Here is a 20,837-nt window from a genome sequence, read left to right on the forward strand (position 1 = left end):
CCTGATCCTTATTGACGCAGGCGCTCGATCGCCTGGGCAAGGGCGACATAGAGCTTGCCCATGTCGGACGAGAGGATGGCGACGCCCAGCGCATTGCCGTCACGCGCCGACAGGATGATCCGCAGCATCGCCTCGAAATCGTGGATGTAGCGGTTCACATGCTCGCGGAAATCGGTGTCATTGTCATAATGGAGCGCGATTTCACGGGACTCGCCGGCGTCGAGTAGCTTGACCGCGCGACGGGTGAAGACGCCGCGATCGCCCTTGAGATAGGCCGACCAGTTGGTGTCGGTCACATCGTTGGACAGGATCTTGGCGACGTCGATCGCGGTGCTGTTGAGCGATTCGATCAGCAGCGCGGAGCGACGCGAGAAATGGTCGCGATCGCGTTCCTCGGCGGCACGGCCGGCTTCCTCGATCCGCTGTTCCAGCCCAGCGCTGGTATCGGCGATCGTCATCAACTGGCGGGTCAGCCGGTCCGAGGCATTGTGCGCGGCGCGCACGGCCTCTTCCGCGACATCGGCCAGCTTCTCGATCTGGGCCGAAACCTGATCGCCGACCGCCTGCTGCATTGCCTGTTCGCTGGCTTCGGCCAGGTTCTGCACCGCGTCGGGGATGGCGCGGCCGAGCGCCTGACGGGCGCGCTCTGCGGCCTGTTCGGCTGTGTCCTTGACGCGCAGCAGCGCGGTGATGAGCAGCGGGCCGGCACCTTCGGTGATGCGGGTCGTGTCCTCATGCGCGGCGTCGAGCGCAGTGCGCAGCTTCTCCACCAGTTCGCGGTTGGATTCGATGCCGCTCTGGGTGCTTTCCAGCCACTCGGAGAGGCGACGCCCCTGGCCGCGCAGCATCTCTTCGGCTTCCTGCGTGCGACCGACGAGCGCTTCCGAAATGGCTTCCAGCCGTTCCAGTTCCGGCGTCGCGGCGCCCAGCATGGCGCGGCTGGTTTCCAGCCGGGCGTCGAAGCGGGCCAGCGCACCGGGATAGGTTTCGTCCAGTTCGCGGACGCTGGAGTCGAGCGCGACCATCAGCGTTTCGGCGTTGCCGATCAGCTTTTCGGCGGTGGTGCCGCCGTCATGCAACGCCGTGTCGATCCGGCGGGTTTCCTCGGTCAGGCGGGTCAGCGCGTCGGTCAGCTTCTGGCTGCGGGCGAGGGCATTATCCTCCAGCGCGGCAAAGCGCGCCTCGGCCTGATCGATCGTCTGGTTGAGCGTGCCGTGCAGCCCGGCCATCAGGCTGCGCTGCCCTTCGACCAGATCGTTGATCTGGTGCAGGCGGCTTTCGACCTCGCCAATATCGTCGGCAAGGCCGGCGACGGTATCGGTGCCGATCGCGGCGATACTGTCACGCGACCGGGTGATGAGGCTGTCGAGCGCGCCGGCCTGATCGCGCAGCCCGGCATCGGTGAGGGCCAGCGTTTCGCGGGCCTGGAGCAGGGTGGCGTCGAGCCGCTGGCGCAGATCATCCTCGATCGAGCCAAGATCCTGGCCCAGCGCGGCGAGCGCATTCTGGCTGGTGGCGGTGATGCTGGCCTGGGCACGGGCGACCAGCGCCTCCAGCGTGGCGCGCTGGGTCGAAAGCCCTTCCTGCGCGCGCTCCATCGTGTCGCGCACCTGATCCATCGAGGTTTCGAGGCGACCGCGCAGCGATGCCTCGACCAGATCGAGATCCTGGGTGAGGGCGCGAACGGCGCCATCGCTGGTTTCGCCGAGCGATACAGCGACACGATTGACCAGCGCCTCCAGTGCGGCGGATTGCGCATCGATATCCCGTTGGGTCAGGACCATGGCGGCGCGTGCGCTCTGCGCCGATGTCTCGATCCGCCCGGCGGCGATGTCGGCGAGGCCGTTCACCTCGTCGGTGGCGCTGCGGGTCGTTTCCTGCAACTGGCCTAGCTGGCTCGACAGGCTCTTGGTCGCGGACAGGGTGCGGGTGCGGGTGTCGTCGGACAGTTCGCCCAGCGCATGGAGGCGCGCTTCGAGCGTGTCGATCCGTTCGGCGAGCGCGTGACCATTGTCCATGATCTGCGCGGCCATGCGCACGGCCCGTTCTTCGAGCTGCGGCATGGCGGCGATCAGCGCGTCCATCCGCGCGACCAGAGCGGTGCCGGCACGCTCGGCGCTTTCGGCGCGATCGGCGGTGGTCTGGGCGCGGCCGGCGATCAGTTCGGCCGATGCCTCCATATTGCTGCTGGCGGCGGCGCCATAGCTGTCGAGCAGTTCGGCCTGGTCCTGCATCGTCTGGCGCGCGGATTCGAGCCGGTCGGCGATCCGGCCGAGGCGCAGTTCGAGCAGTTCGGCCTCGGTCCGCAGCGCATGGGCGGTGTCGAGATAGCGGCGCGATTCGGCGCGGCTGTTGCGCACGATCAGCAGGTAGGCGATGCCGAGCAGGCTGATCGGCACCAGCAGCGTGGCGACGAGTGCGGGCCAGGCGGCCGGGCCGGCACGCCACTGATCCGACACGATCGTTGCCCAGAGCGCGAAGCCGAGCCAGAGCGCGGCCAGCAGGCCGAGGCCGATCCGGGCGTTGCGCACCAGCTTTTCGCCTTCCCCCTGCGCGTCGTCAGGGGCATCATCAATGTCCAGTACGGCCTGCTTCAATAGCAGGATGTCATCCGCGGCCGGCGCGTTGCCGGTCGCGTTTCCCTCGTCTCGCCAGAATTCGACGATTGTGCTGCCCCCATTCATGGGTGTGATCCTATCATCTTTTCCGTCTGCGCAAATGCCTTGTTACCAAAACTTAACGCAATTTCGATAGCTTCCGTCCCGATGTCCTATGATCCTGGCGCTCTTAATGCGGCATTGGCCGCCGCCGTCGGCGAAGACGCGGTGCTGATCGCCGATCTGCGCGTGGCTTTCCTTGAAAGCGCGGAGCGCCATCTCGACCTGATGAGCCGGGCGCGCTGCGACGCCAATTGGGAATTGGCGGCCTGGCGTTTGAAAGGCCTGGCGGCGAGTTTCGGCCTGACCAGCCTGATGGCGCTGGCGGACGAGGCGGTCGAGGCCGCGCCGGGCGATCCGCGCGCCTTGCAGCGTTTGCGCAGCACGATCGCGCTGCTCCAGCAGGGCTGAAACCGGTGATTTGAAAGCGCCTGCTTGCGCTGCGTCGTTCGGCTTGCAAGAAGATCGTCGCAATCAAAACGGGTCGGTTTCCAGACAATATGACATTCGCGGCCATTCTCAGTGCCAGCCGGGCTTCAAGTGATTCGCCTGCAGCGCTTCGCGCCACCCTGCATTTCGCCGGCCAGACGCTGGTCGAATATCAGGCGCGACAGGCGGTCCGGGCCGGTGCGGACCGGATCATGATCCTGGTCAGCGTCATCACGCCGGCCATTTCGCAGGCGGTCGACCGGCTGAGCGCGGACGGCATTGCCGTCGCCCTGATCCGCGACATGGTGTCGATGGTGCGCGATGCGCCGCGCGACGCCGATGTGCTGCTGGTGGCCGATGGCGCCGTGGTGGCGCAGGGCCATTATGATGCGCTGGCGGGGCAGGCGGGCAATGCGCTGCTGGTTACCGACGACAGTCGCGCCAGTGCGCCGTTCGAGCGCATTGACGCGGGCCAGCGCTGGGCCGGGCTGGCGCGGATCAATCCGGCGCTGCTGTTCGGCACGCTGGACATGATCGGTGACTGGGATCTGGCGCTGACGCTGGTGCGATCGGCGGTGCAGGGCGGTGCGGTGCGAATCACCGTGCCGCAGGATGATTTGCTGGAAGGCCGAGTCGCGCTGGTCGACGGGCAGGAACAGGCGGACCTGGCCGCGCAGGCGGTGATGTCGACCGGGACGCGGTCGGGATCGTCCAGCCGCGGCGGGATCGAACATTATCTGTTCGGGCCGCTCGCCCGCCTGCTCGCCCCTGCATTGATGCGCAGCCAGGTGCCGGCGATGCAGGTGCGGATCGGTTCGATCGCGCTGGCCGGCATTGCGCTGATGCCGCTGGAACTGGGCTGGCCGGGCACCGGGATCAGCCTGTTGCTGCTGGCGCTGCTGCTGGCGGAACTGGCCGATCGGCTCGATGAAATGGCGCTGCGCCGGCCGCCGAGCGGCTGGATCGCCTTTCTGGCGCCGGGGCTGGCGCTGATCGGCGTGATGCTGTCGGGCAGCGGGATGGTGCCCAACTATCTGGCGTTGTTGCTGGGTATCATCACGGTTGCCGATCGCTGGCGCCGGACCGGGGCGGCGCGCGCCTGGATGATCTTCACGCCGGGCACCGCGTTGCTGGTACTGCTGGCAGCCTTGTTGACGGGGGCGGAGGCATTTGGTTTCGACGTTGCCATGCTGGCGGCGATCGGATCGATCGGGGCGATCATCCTGTCGCGTCGGGGCGGATGATTTTTGTCGCACCGAGAGCGTTGATTTTGCTGTCAGGGTTTAGTGCATTTTAACGACGTGGGGTTATGCTGCCTTGCATGAGCGCCCACACGTCCCTTGCCGGATCCATCATGGCGGACAGCTGGCCCATGGCACATGTCATGGCCGGCATGTCGGCCGTGCCCGTTGGCCATGCGATTGATCTCGCCTTTTTCTTTCCGGTCGAGGACCGGGCGCGCCATGATGCGCTGATCGCCGAGACCCGCCGTCATCTGGGCGGATGCCTGACTGCGATCGAAACCGCACTGCGGCTGAGCCTGGCGGGCGATCCTGCCATTGCCGCGGCGCTGGGGCGCTGGCCCGATGGGCTGTGCTGGCCGACCATCTGTGCGCAGCCGACGCTGCTGGGGCCGGCCTTGCTGGCGCATATGCAGATGCGCGCGGGGGTGAGCCTGTTGCTGCGGCAGATCGGGCGCCCCGATGGCGAGCCGCCGGAACAGCCCGAGGCCGAATCGATCCTGTCGTCGGACGATCCCGAAATTGGCGACGCGATCGTCGCGCTGGCGCTGGCCGAGGGGCAGTGGCAGGCGATGGGGGGCGAGGATCAGCCGATGCGGCCCGATCTGCCGGCCGAACATTTCGCCGAACTGGTATGGACTGCGGCGGCCTGTCTTGCGGCGGTGGTGCAGCGGACCGCGCTGGAGCCGGACAATCAATTGCTCGGCGCGTTCGAGCGGGCGGGCTGGGCGCTGCTCGCCAGCCATGACGAAAGCAATGGGCCGATCGCGGCGGCCGACCACCTGGTGCGCCGGCTGGGGCCGCAGGCCGATGCGCCCGACCTTCTGGGCGCGGCGCTGGGGCAGCGGCGTTTCCTGCTGTTTGCGGCGCTGGCCGGGCGACGGCTGCGCCTCGGCACCGCGCAGGTGACGGACATATTGATCATGGGACCGGTGATGCAGGTGGCGACCCTGTGCCGGGCGCTGGGCGGAACCGGGGCGGATTATCGCCATCTGCTGCTGGCGCTGCGGCCGGTGCGGCCGGGTCTGTCGGACGCGGTGATCGTGGCCGAGGCCGACCAATATCAATTGCTGAGCGACGTGAAGGCGGAAGCGGTGGTGGGCGCCCTGCGCGCGCCGGCCGCCTTCCGCGCGAAGCTGGATCATTTGCGGCGCGTCACCGGATGAACATGACGCTCCACCCCTCCATCGTCCGGGCAACGGCATCGGCGGACGGCACGCTTCTGAGTGCCGATGCGCCGCTGCTCGCCTTGCAGCGGGAGGCGGGGAGCGATCTGCTGGGGCCGCTCGCCATTCCGCAACTGGCCGCAGTGGTGCGGCTGGCGGCGCGGCTGGGTGTCACGGTGTCGCGGCCGGTGGTCGCGGCGGCGGAGCGGGGCGACATCGACATGTGGGTGCGGGCGCGCAGCGACGAAGGGCCGGACGGGCGGATCGTGTCGTTGGCGGTGGTCGACTGGAGCGAGCGACCGCCGCTGGCCAATGCCGGCGACCATAGCCGGCGCGAGGCCGATCTGGCGGCGCTGGCCGATGGCTGGACCTGGCAGATCGATACCCAGTTGCAGTTCCAGATGGCGATTGCCGGGACCGACCGGCAGGGCGCATTGCCGACGCAGCCGCCCCTGCCGGGCAGTCGTTTCTCCAGCTATTTCGAGCTGCAGAGCGATGGCGAGGGCGACATGGCGATCCTGCGCGGCTTCACCCAGCGCCGCGCCTTCCGCGATCAGGTCGCGACATTGGTGCATGATCCCGAACAGCATGTGCGGCTGGCGGGCTTCCCGCTGTTCGACCTGGCCGGCCATTTGGTCGGCTATCGCGGCAAGGCCTGTCCGATCGAGCGACCGCCGGCGCTGGCGCGGGCGGATACGACGCAATTGTCGCTCTATCCCGGCGAGTTCGGCAAGCGGCTCGACCGGTCTCTGCGCCAGCCGTTGGGACGGATCATTGCCAATGCGGACACGATCGGCGCGCAACTGGAAGGGCCGTTGCGGCCCGATTATGCCGATTATGCCAATGATATCGCGACCGCCGGTCGTCACCTGATGGCGCTGGTCGACGATCTGGCGGATCTGCAGGCGATCGACCGGCCCGATTTCGGCGTGATCATCGAGGATGTCGACCTGGCCGATCTGGGACGGCGGGCCGGCGGCTTGCTGACGGTCAAGGCGCTGGATCGGCACATCAAGATCCATTGTCCGGATGTCGACCAGATATTGATGGCGAGGGGCGAGTTCCGCCGCGTGCTGCAGATACTGGTCAATCTGGTCGGCAATGCGGTGCGCTATTCGCCCGAGGGATCGCACGTGCGCATCGTCGTCGAGCGCGAGCATCGGCAGGCACGGGTGCTGGTGATCGATCAGGGTGCGGGCGTGGCGCTGGAGGATCGGGAGAAGATTTTCGACAAGTTCGAGCGGCTGGGACGTGACGATCCGGGCGGTAGCGGGCTGGGCCTCTATATCTCGCGCAAGCTGGCGCGGGCGATGGGCGGCGACATCAGCGTCGGCGGCACGCCGGGCGAGGGTGCGCGCTTCATCCTGACGCTGCCGGTGCTCGACTGACGGGCGCGCGATCGCGCTTATATGAGATAAAGAGCGCTTGTTTGTCCGGCCGATGCCGCCCCGATAGGGTGGCGGCATGGACAGATCGCATTGCCTGGCCACCTATGGCACGCTGGCGCCCGGACGGGCCAATCATCATCAACTGGCGGAATTGCAGGGCAGTTGGCAGGCGGGGCATGTGACCGGCCATCTGGTCGCGCATGGCTGGGCCGCGTCGATGGGCTTTCCCGCCTTCATTCCCGACGAGGGCGGCGCGGAGGTGCCGGTCCAACTGTTCCGCTCGTCCGACCTGCCGGCGCATTGGGCGCGGCTCGATGCGTTCGAGGGGACGGATTATCGCCGTGTCGCGATCGATGTCGTTACCGATCAGGGGTGCGTGCCGGCCTGGATCTATGTCCATGCAGGGGTAGGCGGCTGAGCCCTAAACGAAAAACGGCGCCCGATGGGGCGCCGTTCCTCTTGTCTCTGTGACCGCGTCTTAGCGCTTGTCGACGGCGACATAGTCGCGCTGCGTCGGGCCGGTGTAGAGCTGACGCGGACGGCCGATCTTCTGCGCTGGGTCCGAAATCATTTCGTTCCACTGCGCGACCCAGCCGACGGTGCGGGCGAGGGCGAAGAGCACGGTGAACATTTCGGTCGGGAAGCCGATCGCCGAGAGGATCACGCCCGAATAGAAGTCGACATTCGGGTAGAGCTTCTTCTCGATGAAGTAGGGATCGTTGAGCGCGATCTGCTCCAGTTCCTTGGCGACGTCGAAGATCGGGTCGTTGACGCCCAGCTTCTCCAGCACGTCCTTCGCGGTCTTCTGCATCACGGTCGCGCGCGGATCGTAATTCTTGTAGACGCGATGGCCAAAGCCCATCAGGCGGAACGGATCGTCCTTGTTCTTGGCGCGGGCGATATATTCCGGGATGCGATCGACGGTGCCGATTTCGCGCAGCATGTTGAGCGCGGCTTCGTTGGCGCCGCCATGCGCCGGGCCCCAGAGGCAGGCGATGCCGGCCGCGATGCAGGCGAACGGGTTGGCGCCCGACGAACCGGCGAGACGGACGGTCGAGGTCGACGCGTTCTGCTCATGGTCGGCATGTAGGGTGAAGATCTTGTCCATCGCGTCGACGACGATCGGATCGATCTTATACTCTTCCGCCGGGACCGAGAAGGTCATGTTCAGGAAGTTGGCGGTGTAGCTGAGGTCGTTGCGCGGATAGACGAAGGGCTGGCCCACCGAATATTTGTACGCCATCGCAGCGATCGTCGGCATCTTGGCGATCAGGCGGTGGCTCGCAATGCGGCGCTGTTCCGGATCGTTGATGTCGGTCGAGTCATGATAGAAGGCCGACAGGGCGCCGACAACGCCGACCATGATCGCCATCGGGTGGGCGTCACGACGGAAGCCGCGGAAGAAGGCGGTCAGCTGTTCATGCACCATGGTGTGGCGCGTGATGGTGTTGGTGAACTCGGCCAGTTCTTTGGCCGACGGCAGTTCGCCGTTCAGCAGCAGATAGCAGACTTCCATGAAGCTGGACTGTTCGGCGAGCTGGCCGATCGGATAGCCACGGTGCAGCAGTACGCCGGCGTCGCCATCGATATAGGTCAGGCCCGACTCGCAGCTGGCGGTCGAGGTGAAGCCCGGATCGTAGGTGAACATGCCGGTGTTGGCGTAGAGCTTGCGAACGTCGATGACCTGGGGACCGACGGTGCCATCCATGATGGCATAGTCCTTGGCCTCTCCGCCAACGGTCAAACTGGCATTATTATCCGACATGTTTTTCTCCTTAACTGCCGTCAACCGGCCACCACGTGCCCCGCAGCGGTCAGTCGCTTCAAGCTTTCCTCTTTCCCCAGAAGGAAGAGGACATCAAAAATACCCGGCGAGACCGTGCGCCCGGTGAGCGCCGCACGAAGCGGTTGTGCCACCTTGCCCAGGCCAAGCCCCGCATCCTCTGCCACGCGGCGTATCACTTCATCGATCGCTTCAACCGTCCAGGACTGGACGGGCTGGAGAGCGTCGGCTGTCTTTTTCAGCAGCTCACGCGCGGGTTCATCTAGCAGAGCAGACGCCTTCTCGTCAAAATCGAGCGGGCAAGATTTGAATAGAAACTCCGCGCCTTCTGCAATTTCGTTAAGCGTCTTGGCCCGCGGCTTGAGGGAAACCATCGCCTGGGTCAAAATATCGCGCTGAGCGTCATTCAGTTGCGTATCAAGACGCGACTCAACGCGCGGGGCGACCAGGGCGGCCAGGCGCGCCTCGTCGGCCTCGCGCAGATAATGGCCGTTCAGATTTTCCAGCTTCTTGATGTCGAAGCGCGAGGGCGAGCGGCCGACGCCGTCGATGTCGAACAGTTCGATGGCGCGCTCGATCGAGATGATCTCCTCGTCGCCATGGCCCCAGCCGAGGCGCAGCAGATAGTTCAGCACCGCTTCGGGCAGCATCCCCATCTCGTCGCGATAGGCGTCGACCCCGAGCGCGCCGTGGCGCTTCGACAGCTTCGCGCCGTCCGACCCGTGGATCAGCGGGATATGGCCATAGACCGGCTCTTCCCAGCCCATCGCCTTGATGATGGCGAGCTGGCGGAAGGCGTTGTTGAGATGGTCGTCGCCGCGGATGACATGGGTGACGCCCATGTCATGATCGTCGACCACGACGGCCAGCATATAAGTGGGGGTGCCGTCCGACCGGAGCAGGATCATGTCGTCCAGCTCGGCATTCTGCACCACGACGCGGCCCTGGACCGCATCCTCGATTACCGTTTCACCGCTCCGAGGGGCCTTGATACGGATGACGAAGGGCGCGCCTTCGGGCGCTTCCTCCGGCGAACGGTCGCGCCAGCGGCCGTCATAGCGCATCGGCTGCTTGGCGGCGCGCTGCTGTTCACGCAGCTCGGCCAGCTCTTCCTGCGTCGCATAGCAGCGATAGGCATGACCATTGGCGAGCAGCTGGTTGGCGACCTCGGCATGGCGCGGGGTGCGCTCGAACTGGAATACGGCGGGCTCATCGCCGCCCAGGTTCAGCCATTCCAGGCCGTCGAAAATGGCTGCCACGGCTTCCTCGGTGGAGCGGGCGCGATCGGTATCCTCGATGCGGAGCAGGAACTTGCCGCCATGATGGCGCGCGAACAGCCAGTTGAACAGCGCGGTGCGGGCGCCGCCAATATGCAGGAAGCCCGTTGGCGACGGGGCGAAACGGGTCACCACCTGCTTGTTCAATCCCGTTGCACTTGCCGTCATATTCGCTGACATTCTTCCTGCCTGATCCATGGATGCGACGCCCCCTAGCATGGCTTTTGAGCCACGACAAACGTCCGTTGGGCGCAGGACGGTGCGTATTGCGCACAATGGATTTGCGCGGATCGAACAATGGCTGGAGGTGGAGCGCGAACAGCTCGCCTTGTGGGTGCCGGTGGCGCTGGGCGCGGGCATTGCCGGCTGGTTCGTGCTGCCGGGGCCGGCACACTGGCTGGCCTGCTGCTGCGGGGCGCTGGGGCTGGCCTGTCTGGCGCTGTTGCTGCCGGTGGGCGCGCGATTGCGGCATATGCTGGTGGCAGCGGGATTGCTCGGCTGCATCGGTTGCCTGCTGGTCTGGGGCAAGGCGACATGGCTGGGGCAACCGCCGCTGGCCCGTCCCATATTCGCACAGGTGACCGGCACGGTGACGGCGGTGGCCAAGCTGCCGGCGCAACAGATGGTGCGGGTGGGCTTGCGGCCGATCGCGGCGCCGGCGCTGCCTGCGGCGATCCGGGTGAATATCGTGGAGGCGGATGTGCCCGATGGGCTGGGCAAGGGGGCGGTGCTGCGCTTTCGCGTGCGGCTGATGCCGCCCGCGCCGCCAAGCGTGCCGGGGGCGTTCGATTTCGCGCGGCGCGCCTATTTCCAGGGGATCGGGGCGACCGGGCGGGCGCTGGCGCCGGTCGAAATGGTGGAGCAGGCGCGCGAGGGGGCGACGCTGCGGGCGCGGCTGTTCGATCATATCAGCGGACAGGTGGCAGGCGCACCGGCGGGGATTGCGGTGGCGCTGGCGACCGGCGACCAGGGCGCGATTGCCGAAGCGGATGCGGAGGCGATGCGGCGCAGTGGCCTTGCCCATCTTCTCTCGATCAGCGGCCTGCATGTGACGGCGCTGATCGGGGCGGTGATATTCCTGCTGTTGCGCTTGCTGGCGCTGATTCCGCGCGCGGCGCTGGACTGGCCGCTGATGCTGATCGCGGCGGCGGGGGGCGCGCTGGCGGGGATCGGCTATACGCTGCTGACGGGCGCGGAGGTGCCGACGGTGCGATCCTGCATCGCGGCCCTGCTGGTGCTGGGCGGGCTGGCGCTGGGGCGCGAGGCGATCACATTGCGGCTGGTCGCGACCGGGGCGCTGGTGGTGCTGGTCTTCTGGCCAGAGGCGCTGATCGGCCCGAGCTTCCAGATGAGCTTTGCCGCCGTGGTCGCGCTGGTGGCGTTGGGCGAGCATCGGCGGTTCAAGGCGTTCGCGATGGCGCGGGACGAGCCTTGGCTGCGCAAGGCCGGGCGGACGGTGGCGGCGATGCTGATGACCGGCCTTGCCATCGAACTGGTGCTGGCACCGATCGCCCTTTTCCATTTTCACAAGGCAGGTTTGCTGGGCGCGGTGGCCAATCTGGTCGCGATCCCGCTCACCACCTTCGTCATCATGCCGCTGGAGGCGCTGGCGCTGCTCTTCGACCTCGTCGGGCTGGGCGCGCCGTTCTGGTGGCTGACCGGCAAGGCGATCGCGCTGTTGCTGGCGGTGGCGCATGGCGTGGCGGCGAGCCCGATGGCGGTGATGCTGGCGCCGGCGGTGCCGGGCGGGCTGTTCGCGATCATTGTGGTGGGAGGCCTTTGGTGCCTGCTGTGGCGCAGTCGCTGGCGCTGGCTGGGGTTGGGGCCAATCGCAATCGGCCTGGCCGGCATCGCGCTGCTGGCGCCGCCCGATATCGTGGTGACGGGCGATGGGCGGCATGTCGCGGTGCGGACACCGACGGGGACGATGGCGCTGCTGCGCGAGGGGGCGGGAGACTATGTGCGCGACGTGCTGAGCGAGAGCGCGGGCTATGACGGGACGCTGGAGGCGATCGCGAAGATGAAGCAGGCGCGCTGCTCGACTGATCTATGTGCGGTGACGTTGCCACGGGACGGGCGCGACTGGCATTTGCTGGTGACGCGCAACGCGATGCTGGTCGACCGGCCGATATTGGAGCGGGATTGCGCGGCGGCCGATATCGTCATCAGCGACCGGGGCCTGCCCTGGTGGTGCCGGCCGTGCTGGATGAAGATCGACCGCCGGCTGCTGTCGCGCACCGGCGGCCTGTCGATTGGCCTTGAAAGCGGCAAAGTTCACACCGTCCATCGGCCCGGAGACGCGCATCCGTGGATCGTGCGCCGCCGGCCCCGAACAGCCGGTCAGTTGTAGCGGCGCAGCAGGCCGGCGAGCTTGCCCTGGATGCGGACCTGACGCGGATCGTAGATTTGCGGTTCATAGGCGGCATTGGCGGGATCGAGCCGAACCCGGCTGCCTTCGCGGCGGAAATATTTGAGCGTCGCTTCGGCGTCATCGATCAGGGCGACGACGATCTGGCCTTCGCGCGCGACATCGGTGCGCTGGATCAGCGCGAAGTCGCCGTCGAGAATGCCGGCCTCCATCATCGAGTCCCCCGACACTTCGAGCGCATAATGATCGCCCGAGCCGAGCAAGGCGGCGGGGACGGAGAGCATGGTGTGGCTTTCCATCGCCTCGATCGGGACGCCGGCGGCGATGCGGCCGTGCAGCGGGATTTCGATCACGTCATTGGCGGCGGTCGGCAACAGCACGGCGGGCGCCGATACCTTGGGCGTCGGAATGGCCGGCGCGGGCGCGCGGTGCATCGCGTCGGGCAGCTTGAGCACTTCGAGCGCGCGGGCGCGGTTGGGCAGGCGGCGGATGAAGCCGCGTTCCTCCAGCGCATTGATCAGCCGGTGGATGCCGGATTTGGAGCGCAGGTCGAGCGCGTCCTTCATCTCCTCGAACGAAGGGGACACGCCGCCTTCTTCCAGCCGGGTCTGAATGAAGCTCAGCAATTCCTGCTGCTTGGGCGTCAACATCGGCGGTCCTCCATGGAACGAATGAAGAACGCATAGGAAACGGAAAGGGGCAAGTCAAGCGCGTTAAGCCATGCGCCGCTTTTGCCGGTCAGGCGGCCAGATAGTCAGGCAGTGAGCGGGATGATGTCGACCATGTCGCCGGCAATGGCGGGGGCTGAACCGGCCGGGCGGCGGATCAGACAGTCGGCCAGCGCCATGGCGGCGGTGGCGGCGCTGTCCTGCGCGGTGACGGAAACAATACCGTCGGCGGCGCGATAGGCGCGCAGATAATCGTCGCGTTCCGCCGTCGCGCCGAGTGGGGCGGCAAGGCGGGCCTGCACGACCGGCGGCAGCGGCGCGCGTGATCCGGCGAGATGGCGGACCAGCGGGCAGAGGAAGAGGGTGCCGGTGACGAAGGCGGAGACCGGATTGCCCGGCAGGCCGATGAAGGTGGCGTTGCCGAGGCGCCCGGCCATCAGCGGTTTGCCCGGCCGCATCGCGATCTTGTAGAAATCGAGCGTGCCGCCAGCAGCCGCAAAGGCGGGGAGGACATAGTCATGGTCGCCGACCGAGGCGCCGCCGGTCGAGACGATGATGTCGGCCTGGGCCGCCTGTTCCAGCGCCTGCGTCATGGCGGCGAGATCGTCGGGCACGATGCCGAGGTCGATCACGTCGCAGGGCAGGGCGGCGAGCAGGGCAGCGAGCATCGGCGCGTTGGACGAGGGGAGATACCCAGGCGGCGTCGGCGCGCCGGGGGCAACCAGTTCATTGCCGGTCGAGAGCAGGGCGACACGCGGGCGGGTGCCGACGGGTAGGCTGCCATGGCCGCCAAGGACGGCAAGCGCGATCTGGCCCGGCGTGAGGCGGCTGCCGGCGTTGACCAGCAGCGTGCCGGCGCGGAAGTCGGAGCCGAGTGGCCGGACATGCCTGCCGGGCGACAGGGTGCCGTCATGCGCGGTCAGTTTGTCGCCGTTGCGCGTGGCATTTTCCTGGATCAGGATCGCATCGGCGCCGGCCGGCAAGGGCGCGCCGGTGAAGATGCGGCAGGCCTGGCCCGGTTGCAGGGCCGGGATATCGGAGTCGCCCGCGCTGCTGGTGGCGACCAGCTGCCACGGCCCGGCGCCTTCGGATGCGCGCACGGCATAGCCGTCCATCGCTGAGAGATCGGCCCAGGGCTGGTCGCGGAGTGCGCTGATGTCGGTGGCGAGCCAGCGGCCGGCACAAGCGGCGACGGACACAAGTTCGGCCGGCAACGGATCGGCAAGGGCAAGGAGCCGCGCCTGCGCGTCCGCGACCGGCATCAGGCTCATCAGCCGGCATGCTCCGGCGCGGTCCAGTCGCCCGACTTGCCGCCGCGCTTGGCGAGCAGGCGAACATCGCCGATTATCATGCCCTTATCGAGCGCCTTGGCCATGTCATAGACGGTGAGCAAGGCGGCAGTCGCGGCGGTCAGCGCCTCCATCTCCACCCCGGTCTGGCCGGCGGTGCGCGCGGTCGCGGTGACGGTGACGCCATCGTCGTGCAGGGCAAAGTCGATGGTGACGGCGCTCAGCGGGATCGGATGGCAGAGCGGGATCAGTTCGGCGGTGCGCTTGGCCGCCATGATGCCGGCGACACGGGCGACGGCCAGCACATCCCCCTTCTTGACGAGGCCGGCGGCGATCGCCTGCGCGGCGTCGGCCGCCATGGTGATGCGGCCGGCGGCCACCGCCTCGCGCGCGGTCACGGCCTTGGCCGAGACATCGACCATGCAGGCGGCGCCATCCTCGTCCAGATGGGTGAGGCCGGTCATGCGCCGGTCAGCAGGTTGCGGGTCGCCGCTTCGACATCGGCCTGGCGCATCAGGGTTTCGCCGACTAGGAAGCAGCGCACGCCATGATCGGCCATGGCGGTGAGGTCGGCATGCGAGCCAAGGCCGCTTTCGGCGACGAAGGTGCAGCCGTCGGGCGCCTTGCCCACCAGTTCATAGGTGCGGGCGAAATCGACGCTGAAATCGCGCAGGTCGCGGTTGTTGACGCCGATCAGGCGCGAGCGCAGCTTGAGTGCGCGTTCCAGTTCGGCCTCGTCATGCACCTCGATCAGGGCATCCATGCCAAGGCCGAGCGCGGCGTCCTCAATCTCCTGCATCTGGCTATCTTCCAGCGCGGCAACGATGATCAGGATCGCGTCGGCGCCGAGCGCACGGCTTTCGAGGATCTGCCAGGGGTCGACGATGAAATCCTTGCGCAGCACCGGCAACGCGCAGGCTGATCGGGCGGCCATCAGATAATCGTCATGGCCCTGGAAATAGGGCTCGTCGGTCAGCACCGAAAGGCAGGCGGCGCCACCGGCGGCATAGGCGACTGCATGGGCCGGCGGATCGAAATCGGCGCGGATCAGCCCCTTGGACGGGCTGGCCTTCTTCACCTCGGCAATGAGGCCGAAGCCCGAGCGGGCGGCATCGTCCAGCGCCCTGCGGAAACCGCGCGGCGGGGTCTGCTCGCTGGCACGGGCGTGGAGCGATGCGATCGTGGTCGCGGCCTTGCGGCGGGCGACGTCCTCGCGCTTGAAATCGCAGATTTCGATGAGCTTGTTGGTCATTGGTAGGCAATCCAGCAATTGAGGAGCGCGTTGGCAAGGCCGTTGTCGATCGCTTCGGCGGCCTGTTCGACGCCTTCCTGGAAATCATGGGCGGCGTCGGCCACCATCAAAGCGGCGGCGGCGTTGAGCAGCACGGCGTCGCGATAGGCGCCGGCCTCGCCCTGGAGCAGGGCACGGAGCGCCGCGGCATTATGGGCGGGGTCGCCGCCGCGAATGGCGGTGACGGGATGGGTCGAGAGGCCGAGGTCCGCGGCGGTCAGGCGGCGCATCGCGACCACGCCGTCGGCCGTCACCTCGGCAATGTCGTTGCCGCCGGCGAGCGAGAGTTCGTCGAGGCCCTCGTCGCCCGACACGATCATCGCATGGGTGGCGCCCAGCTGGCCCAGTGCGTCGGCATAGATGGGGACATAGGCGGGGCGAGCGATGCCGACGAGCTGGCGACGGACATTGGCGGGATTGGCGAGCGGCCCCATCAGGTTGAAGATGGTGCGTTCGCCGATCGACCGGCGGATCGGGCCGAGACGCTTGAGCGCAGGATGATAATTTTGCGCGAACAGGAAGCAGATGCCCAGATCCTTGAGCGTCGCTTCCGCCGTGGCGGCGGCGCGATCAAGATCAAGGCCGAGCGCTTCGAGCGTGTCGGCGGCCCCCGCCTTGGACGAGGCGGCGCGATTGCCATGCTTGGCGACCGGCACGCCGGCGGCCGCGACCACCAGGCTGACGGCGGTCGAGACGTTGAGCGTATGATGGCCGTCGCCGCCGGTGCCGCAGACGTCGATCGTGCCTTCGGGCGCGTCGACCGGGATCATCCGGGCGCGCATCGCGCGGGCGGCGGCGGCGATTTCCGTCGCAGTCTCGCCGCGCCGCGCCATGGTGACGAGGAAGCCGGCAATCGCCTCGTCCGACAGGTCGGCGTCGAACAGCAGGTCGAAGGCGCGGGCGGCTTCGTCGGCGGCCAGGGGCGCGCTGGGATCGGGCAACAGGGTCATGGGCCAAGCCTTTAGTCCCGGCCGCGCGCGAAAGTCGAGGGCGACATGCTATTTGCCCGCCAATTGGAATTTTGTTGCGTGGTCCGGCAATCGGCTTGACGTGTGGGGCTTGACGCGGGCGCCAAAGGGGCGTTGTCGGGAAAACCATGCGCCGATCCTGGTCGACCCTGTTCTGGAGCCTTGCCATCCGCCAGCGCCGCCGGTTGCGCGAGAGCGAGGCGGCCTTCATCCTGCTCGCCATACTGGCGGGCGTAGCGGCGGGGCTGATCACCAACCTATTGCAGCTGATGGCGCACGGCATTCAGGAACTGCTCTATGGCGTCAGCATCAACCGGCTGAGCGCGTTGGGCGAGATCCGTCATCCCTGGCGGCTGCTGGGCCTGCCGCTGGGCGGGCTGGCGCTGGTGTTGCTGGCGCGGCTGCTGCGCCGGCGGCAACGGCCGCTGATCGACGTGGTGGAGGCCAATGCGCTGCATGGCGGGCGCATCCCGATGGCCGACAATCTGGTGATCGCCGGGCAGACGGTCTTGTCGAACGGGGCGGGCGCCTCGGTCGGGCTGGAGGCGGCCTATGCGCAGATGGGCGGCGGCGTCGCGTCGCTGCTGGGGCAATGGCTGAAGCTGCGGCGCAATGATCTGCGCACTTTGGTCGGCGCGGGCGCGGGGGCAGGCGTGGGCGCGGCCTTCGGCGCGCCGCTGGCCGGCGCCTTCTATGCGTTCGAGATCGTGATTGGCCATTATACGCCGGCCGCGATCGCGCCGGTGGTGGCGGCGGCCTTGAGCGCGGCGTTCGTGACGCGCGCGCTGGGCGTCGAGCCCTGGCTGATCGCGACCACGGCGGACCGGATATTGGGAACGGCGGACTATCTTCTCTATGCGCTGCTCGGCCTGCTCTGCGCGGGGCTGGGCATCCTCATCATGCGGATGGTGACCTTTGCCGAGCTGCGGGTGCAGGGCTGGACCTGGCCGGGGCGGTGGAAGCCGGTGATCGGCGGCATGCTGCTGATGCCGCTGGCCTGGCTGACGCCGCAGACGCTGTCGGCCGGGCATGGCGCGTTGCATCTCAACCTCATCCTGCTGCCCGACTGGACGGTGCTGCTGATGATCCTGTGTCTCAAGATCGCGGCGTCGGTGATCTCGCTGAGCTTCGGCTTTCGCGGCGGGCTGTTCTTCGCGTCGCTATTCCTGGGATCGCTGGCGGGGCAGATTTTCGCGCAGATCGTCGACCTTGTCGGGATCGGCTGGTCGCTCGATCCCAATGATGCGGCGCTGGTGGGGATGGCAGCGCTCAGCGTCGCGATCGTCGGCGGGCCGATGACTCTGGGGCTGCTGATGCTGGAGACGACCCATGATTTCCAGCTGATGGGCGTGGTGCTGACCGCGTCGCTGCTGTCGAGCGCGGTGACGCGGGAAATGTTCGGCTATTCCTTCTCCACCTGGCGGCTGCATCTGCGCGGATCGACCATTCGCAGCCCGCGCGACATTGGCTGGGTGATGAACCTGACCGCCGGGCGGATGATGCGGCGCGACTGGGTGTCGGTGCCGGATACGATGAGCGTCGGTCAGTTTCGCGCGCTGGTGCCGCTGGGGTCGGCGAGCAAGGCGATCATGATCGACGGCGCTGGCGGATATCGCGGTATCGTGCCGACGGCGGCGGCCTATCGCCCCGAACTGGCGGAAGATGCGCCGATCGCGCCGCTGGCAACGATGGCCGATATCTCGCTGCGGGCCGACGCGGATATCCGCGCGATCCTGCCCCTTTTCGACAAGGCGGCGGCGGACGAGCTGGCGGTGGTCGACGAAAGCGGGCTGGTGCTGGGCGTGCTGACCGAGAAACATGCGCGGCGGCGCTATTTCGAGGAGATTGAAAGCTCGCAGCGGGCGCTGTTCGGCGAGGGATAGGGCGCGCAGGTCGGCGCGGGGTTGCATTGGCGGGGCAGGGCTGTAGAAGGCCGGCATTCGCATGGACCCGGTGAAATTCCGGGTGGCTATTCCGGCCGCCGATCCGCCGGACAACATCACACATGTTTATCGAGACTGCGCCCGCGTCGGCGCCATGTGCATTGATGTGGATTTTCGACATGACCCAAATTTTCAGCCGCTATCGCCGCCAATGGTTCAGCGACGCCCGGACGGCGCGCCATGACATCATGGCCGGCATCGTCGTCGCGCTCGCCCTGATCCCCGAAGCGATCGGCTTTTCCATCATCGCCGGGGTCGACCCGCGTGTCGGCCTCTATGCCTCGGTGGCGATCGCCATCACCATCGCGCTGATCGGCGGGCGACCGGGGATGATTTCTGCCGCGACCGCCGCCGTCGCTGTGCTGGTCGGGCCGCTGGTGCGCGAGCATGGCGTCGAATATCTGTTTGCCGCGACGATCCTGATGGGGGTGGTGCAGATCATCGCCGGGCTGCTGCGGCTCGACCTGTTGATGCAGTTCGTGTCGCGATCGGTCATCACCGGCTTTGTCAATGCGCTGGCGATCCTGATCTTCATGGCGCAGCTGCCGCAGCTGACGAATGTCGGCTGGCAGACCTATGCGATGGTGCTGGGGGGGCTGGCCATCATCTATCTCTTTCCCCGGATCACCAAGGCGGTGCCGGCGCCGCTGGTCGCGATTTTGCTGCTGAGCGCGCTGTCGATCGGCCTGGGCCTGCCGGTCCATACGGTCGGCGACATGGGGCGGCTGCCCGAAGGACTGCCGAGCCTTGCCCTGCCGCAGGTGCCGCTGACCTGGGAGACGCTGCGCATCATCTTGCCCTATTCGGTGACGATGGCGGCGGTCGGCCTGCTCGAATCGCTGCTGACCGCGCAGATCGTCGACGACATGACCGACACCGACAGCGACAAGCAGCGCGAATGCATGGGGCAGGGCGGGGCGAATATCGTCGCGTCCCTGTTTGGCGGCATGGGTGGCTGCGCGATGATCGGCCAGTCGGTGATCAACGTCACGTCCGGCGGGCGCGGGCGGCTGTCGACCTTCGTGGCCGGCGCCTTCCTGCTGTTCCTGCTGGCGGTGCTGGGGCCTTGGGTCGGGCGCATCCCAATGCCGGCGCTGGTCGCGGTGATGGTGATGGTGTCGATCGGCACCTTCAGCTGGGCCTCGATCGCCAATCTGCGACGCCATCCGCCGACATCTTCGGCCGTCATGCTGGCGACGGTGGTGGTCGTGGTGGCGACCCGCGACCTGTCGCTGGGCGTGCTGACCGGCGTTCTGCTGTCGGGCATCTTCTTCGCCGCCAAGGTGCAGCGCATGTTCGCGGTGGAGCGCAGCGAGGCCGATGGCCGGGCGACCTATCGCGTCACCGGCCAGATCTTCTTCGCCTCGGTCGACCGCTTCACCCGCGCCTTCACGGGCGAGGAAAGCGCGACCCATATGCGGATCGACGTGTCGGGTGCGCATTTCTGGGATATTTCGGGCGTCGGCGCGCTCGACAAGATCATCGCCCGGCTGCGGCGCGAAGGGCGCATGGTCGAGGTGGTCGGCTATAATCGGGCGAGCGCCGACATCGTCGACCGCTTCGCCCTGCACGACAAGACCGGGGTGGAGACGGGGGCGGTGCCGCACTGACATGCGGCCTGTCCCGCCGTCATCCTGACGGAAGTCAGGATCCATTCGGCGCTACGCGGGCGAGCGAGCGCTGAATGGATCCCGGATCAAGTCCGGGATGACGGCAGTGAAATTGGGCAAAAGCGGCCTTACGCCGCTTCGCGCTCGCGGACCGGGATGCCGGCGATCTTCATGAAATTGGCCAGCATGTCATGGCCATGTTCGGTCGCGATGCTTTCCGGGTGGAACTGGACCGAATGGATCGGCAGGGTCGCGTGGCGGAAGCCCATGACCGATCCATCCTCGCTGGTCGCGTTGACCACCAGGTCGGCCGGAATATCCTCGACGATCAGCGAGTGATAGCGGGTCGCGGTGAAGGGCGAGGGGAGGCCGGCGAACAGGCCGGTGCCGTCATGACGCACCGGCGAGGTCTTGCCGTGCATCAGCCCGCCGCGCACCACTTTGCCGCCGAAATGCTGGCCGATCGCCTGATGGCCCAGGCACACGCCCAGCAGCGGCGCGCCGGCATCGGCGCAGGCCGCGACCAGATCCAGGCTGACACCCGCCTCATTGGGGGTGCAGGGACCGGGCGACAGCAGGAAGGCCTTGGCCCCGCTCGACAGGGCCTGGCCCGCCGAGATGGCGTCGTTGCGCACGACCTCTACCTTGGCCCCCAGCTCCATCAGATAATGGACCAGGTTCCAGGTGAAGCTGTCATAATTGTCGATGACGAGGATCATGGGGCACAGCCTATAGGCGCGGATGACGATGGGGGGAAGG

Annotated in this window: 17 protein-coding genes and 1 other annotated feature; of the genes, 8 read left to right on the forward strand and 9 right to left on the reverse strand. The window is 67.2% G+C overall.

The annotated features are described in order from the left end of the window. Positions 1–8: 8 nt before the first annotated feature. On the reverse strand, positions 9–2,684 hold the full coding sequence (locus AC13EK_RS02130; protein ID WP_069336620.1) for a coiled-coil domain-containing protein: 2,676 nt from the start codon (positions 2,682–2,684) through the stop codon (positions 9–11). Between the two features lie 81 nt (positions 2,685–2,765). Here AC13EK_RS02130 and AC13EK_RS02135 point away from each other — a divergent pair, with 81 nt between their 5' ends. From AC13EK_RS02135 to AC13EK_RS02155, 5 genes are all read left to right on the forward strand, one after another. Next, on the forward strand, positions 2,766–3,068 hold the full coding sequence (locus AC13EK_RS02135) for an Hpt domain-containing protein (RefSeq protein WP_037511783.1): 303 nt from the start codon (positions 2,766–2,768) through the stop codon (positions 3,066–3,068). An 89-nt stretch (positions 3,069–3,157) separates the two neighbouring features. Next, positions 3,158–4,330, forward strand: a complete 1,173-nt coding sequence (locus tag AC13EK_RS02140; RefSeq protein ID WP_069336619.1) for a hypothetical protein — start codon at positions 3,158–3,160, stop codon at positions 4,328–4,330. Between the two features lie 77 nt (positions 4,331–4,407). After that, the gene (locus AC13EK_RS02145) at positions 4,408–5,493 is read left to right on the forward strand and encodes a DUF2336 domain-containing protein (RefSeq protein WP_069336618.1); all 1,086 of its coding nucleotides are present in this window, start codon (positions 4,408–4,410) and stop codon (positions 5,491–5,493) included. Further along, the gene (locus tag AC13EK_RS02150) at positions 5,490–6,881 is read left to right on the forward strand and encodes a sensor histidine kinase (RefSeq protein ID WP_069336617.1); all 1,392 of its coding nucleotides are present in this window, start codon (positions 5,490–5,492) and stop codon (positions 6,879–6,881) included. Before AC13EK_RS02145 ends, AC13EK_RS02150 begins: the two co-directional genes overlap by 4 nt. Positions 6,882–6,957: 76 nt before the next feature. After that, entirely contained in the window at positions 6,958–7,299 is a 342-nt protein-coding gene (locus tag AC13EK_RS02155; RefSeq protein ID WP_069336616.1) for a gamma-glutamylcyclotransferase family protein, read from the forward strand. A gap of 60 nt (positions 7,300–7,359) precedes the next feature. Here the strand turns inward: AC13EK_RS02155 and AC13EK_RS02160 are convergent, their stop codons facing one another. Both AC13EK_RS02160 and gltX read right to left on the reverse strand, forming a co-directional pair. Next, positions 7,360–8,646, reverse strand: a complete 1,287-nt coding sequence (locus AC13EK_RS02160) for a citrate synthase (RefSeq protein WP_010336542.1) — start codon at positions 8,644–8,646, stop codon at positions 7,360–7,362. A gap of 20 nt (positions 8,647–8,666) precedes the next feature. Next, positions 8,667–10,109, reverse strand: a complete 1,443-nt coding sequence (gene gltX / locus AC13EK_RS02165) for a glutamate--tRNA ligase (RefSeq protein ID WP_234792175.1) — start codon at positions 10,107–10,109, stop codon at positions 8,667–8,669. Between the two features lie 49 nt (positions 10,110–10,158). Between gltX and AC13EK_RS02170 the strand changes: the two genes are divergently transcribed. Continuing rightward, positions 10,159–12,291 carry a ComEC/Rec2 family competence protein gene (locus AC13EK_RS02170; RefSeq protein WP_170828660.1) on the forward strand — a complete coding sequence of 711 codons (2,133 nt, stop codon included), beginning with the start codon at positions 10,159–10,161 and terminating at the stop codon, positions 12,289–12,291. Here the strand turns inward: AC13EK_RS02170 and lexA are convergent. From lexA to trpD, 5 genes are all read right to left on the reverse strand, one after another. Beyond that, entirely contained in the window at positions 12,282–12,959 is a 678-nt protein-coding gene (lexA, locus tag AC13EK_RS02175; RefSeq protein ID WP_069336613.1) for a transcriptional repressor LexA, read from the reverse strand. The two genes, AC13EK_RS02170 and lexA, sit on opposite strands and share 10 nt — an antisense overlap. 104 nt (positions 12,960–13,063) lie before the next feature. Continuing rightward, the gene (locus AC13EK_RS02180) at positions 13,064–14,248 is read right to left on the reverse strand and encodes a molybdopterin molybdotransferase MoeA (RefSeq protein WP_069336612.1); all 1,185 of its coding nucleotides are present in this window, start codon (positions 14,246–14,248) and stop codon (positions 13,064–13,066) included. Next, positions 14,248–14,730, reverse strand: a complete 483-nt coding sequence (gene moaC, locus AC13EK_RS02185; protein ID WP_069336611.1) for a cyclic pyranopterin monophosphate synthase MoaC — start codon at positions 14,728–14,730, stop codon at positions 14,248–14,250. Before moaC ends, AC13EK_RS02180 begins: the two co-directional genes overlap by 1 nt. Continuing rightward, entirely contained in the window at positions 14,727–15,518 is a 792-nt protein-coding gene (gene trpC, locus AC13EK_RS02190) for an indole-3-glycerol phosphate synthase TrpC (RefSeq protein ID WP_069336610.1), read from the reverse strand. The genes moaC and trpC overlap by 4 nt, the downstream gene beginning before the upstream one ends. After that, positions 15,515–16,507 (reverse strand): anthranilate phosphoribosyltransferase, encoded by a 993-nt coding sequence (trpD, locus tag AC13EK_RS02195; protein WP_069336609.1) that lies wholly within the window; start codon positions 16,505–16,507, stop codon positions 15,515–15,517. Before trpD ends, trpC begins: the two co-directional genes overlap by 4 nt. Positions 16,508–16,653: 146 nt before the next feature. On the opposite strand from trpD, the gene AC13EK_RS02200 reads away from it, so the two are divergent. Together AC13EK_RS02200 and AC13EK_RS02205 are read left to right on the forward strand one after the other, a co-directional pair. Next, on the forward strand, positions 16,654–18,408 hold the full coding sequence (locus AC13EK_RS02200) for a chloride channel protein (RefSeq protein WP_069336608.1): 1,755 nt from the start codon (positions 16,654–16,656) through the stop codon (positions 18,406–18,408). A gap of 60 nt (positions 18,409–18,468) precedes the next feature. Further along, positions 18,469–18,524, forward strand: a sequence feature (sul1 is cis-regulatory element that is thought to sense ions involved in sulfur or methionine metabolism; They are found in Alphaproteobacteria). A gap of 63 nt (positions 18,525–18,587) precedes the next feature. Then, positions 18,588–20,078 carry a SulP family inorganic anion transporter gene (locus AC13EK_RS02205; protein WP_081331654.1) on the forward strand — a complete coding sequence of 497 codons (1,491 nt, stop codon included), beginning with the start codon at positions 18,588–18,590 and terminating at the stop codon, positions 20,076–20,078. A 128-nt stretch (positions 20,079–20,206) separates the two neighbouring features. Here the strand turns inward: AC13EK_RS02205 and AC13EK_RS02210 are convergent, their stop codons facing one another. Next, positions 20,207–20,797 carry an anthranilate synthase component II gene (locus tag AC13EK_RS02210; RefSeq protein WP_007708936.1) on the reverse strand — a complete coding sequence of 197 codons (591 nt, stop codon included), beginning with the start codon at positions 20,795–20,797 and terminating at the stop codon, positions 20,207–20,209. Positions 20,798–20,837: the final 40 nt, after the last annotated feature.

This window comes from Sphingobium sp. L-44 (assembly GCF_056859495.1).

Coding starts and splice junctions, on each gene's coding strand:
- AC13EK_RS02130 (WP_069336620.1), bottom strand. CDS start 2,684: ATGAATGGGGGCAGCACAATCGTCGAATTCTGGCGAGACGAGGGAAAC.
- AC13EK_RS02135 (WP_037511783.1), top strand. CDS start 2,766: ATGTCCTATGATCCTGGCGCTCTTAATGCGGCATTGGCCGCCGCCGTC.
- AC13EK_RS02140 (WP_069336619.1), top strand. CDS start 3,158: ATGACATTCGCGGCCATTCTCAGTGCCAGCCGGGCTTCAAGTGATTCG.
- AC13EK_RS02145 (WP_069336618.1), top strand. CDS start 4,408: ATGAGCGCCCACACGTCCCTTGCCGGATCCATCATGGCGGACAGCTGG.
- AC13EK_RS02150 (WP_069336617.1), top strand. CDS start 5,490: ATGAACATGACGCTCCACCCCTCCATCGTCCGGGCAACGGCATCGGCG.
- AC13EK_RS02155 (WP_069336616.1), top strand. CDS start 6,958: ATGGACAGATCGCATTGCCTGGCCACCTATGGCACGCTGGCGCCCGGA.
- AC13EK_RS02160 (WP_010336542.1), bottom strand. CDS start 8,646: ATGTCGGATAATAATGCCAGTTTGACCGTTGGCGGAGAGGCCAAGGAC.
- gltX (WP_234792175.1), bottom strand. CDS start 10,109: ATGACGGCAAGTGCAACGGGATTGAACAAGCAGGTGGTGACCCGTTTC.
- AC13EK_RS02170 (WP_170828660.1), top strand. CDS start 10,159: ATGGCTTTTGAGCCACGACAAACGTCCGTTGGGCGCAGGACGGTGCGT.
- lexA (WP_069336613.1), bottom strand. CDS start 12,959: ATGTTGACGCCCAAGCAGCAGGAATTGCTGAGCTTCATTCAGACCCGG.
- AC13EK_RS02180 (WP_069336612.1), bottom strand. CDS start 14,248: ATGAGCCTGATGCCGGTCGCGGACGCGCAGGCGCGGCTCCTTGCCCTT.
- moaC (WP_069336611.1), bottom strand. CDS start 14,730: ATGACCGGCCTCACCCATCTGGACGAGGATGGCGCCGCCTGCATGGTC.
- trpC (WP_069336610.1), bottom strand. CDS start 15,518: ATGACCAACAAGCTCATCGAAATCTGCGATTTCAAGCGCGAGGACGTC.
- trpD (WP_069336609.1), bottom strand. CDS start 16,507: ATGACCCTGTTGCCCGATCCCAGCGCGCCCCTGGCCGCCGACGAAGCC.
- AC13EK_RS02200 (WP_069336608.1), top strand. CDS start 16,654: ATGCGCCGATCCTGGTCGACCCTGTTCTGGAGCCTTGCCATCCGCCAG.
- AC13EK_RS02205 (WP_081331654.1), top strand. CDS start 18,588: ATGACCCAAATTTTCAGCCGCTATCGCCGCCAATGGTTCAGCGACGCC.
- AC13EK_RS02210 (WP_007708936.1), bottom strand. CDS start 20,797: ATGATCCTCGTCATCGACAATTATGACAGCTTCACCTGGAACCTGGTC.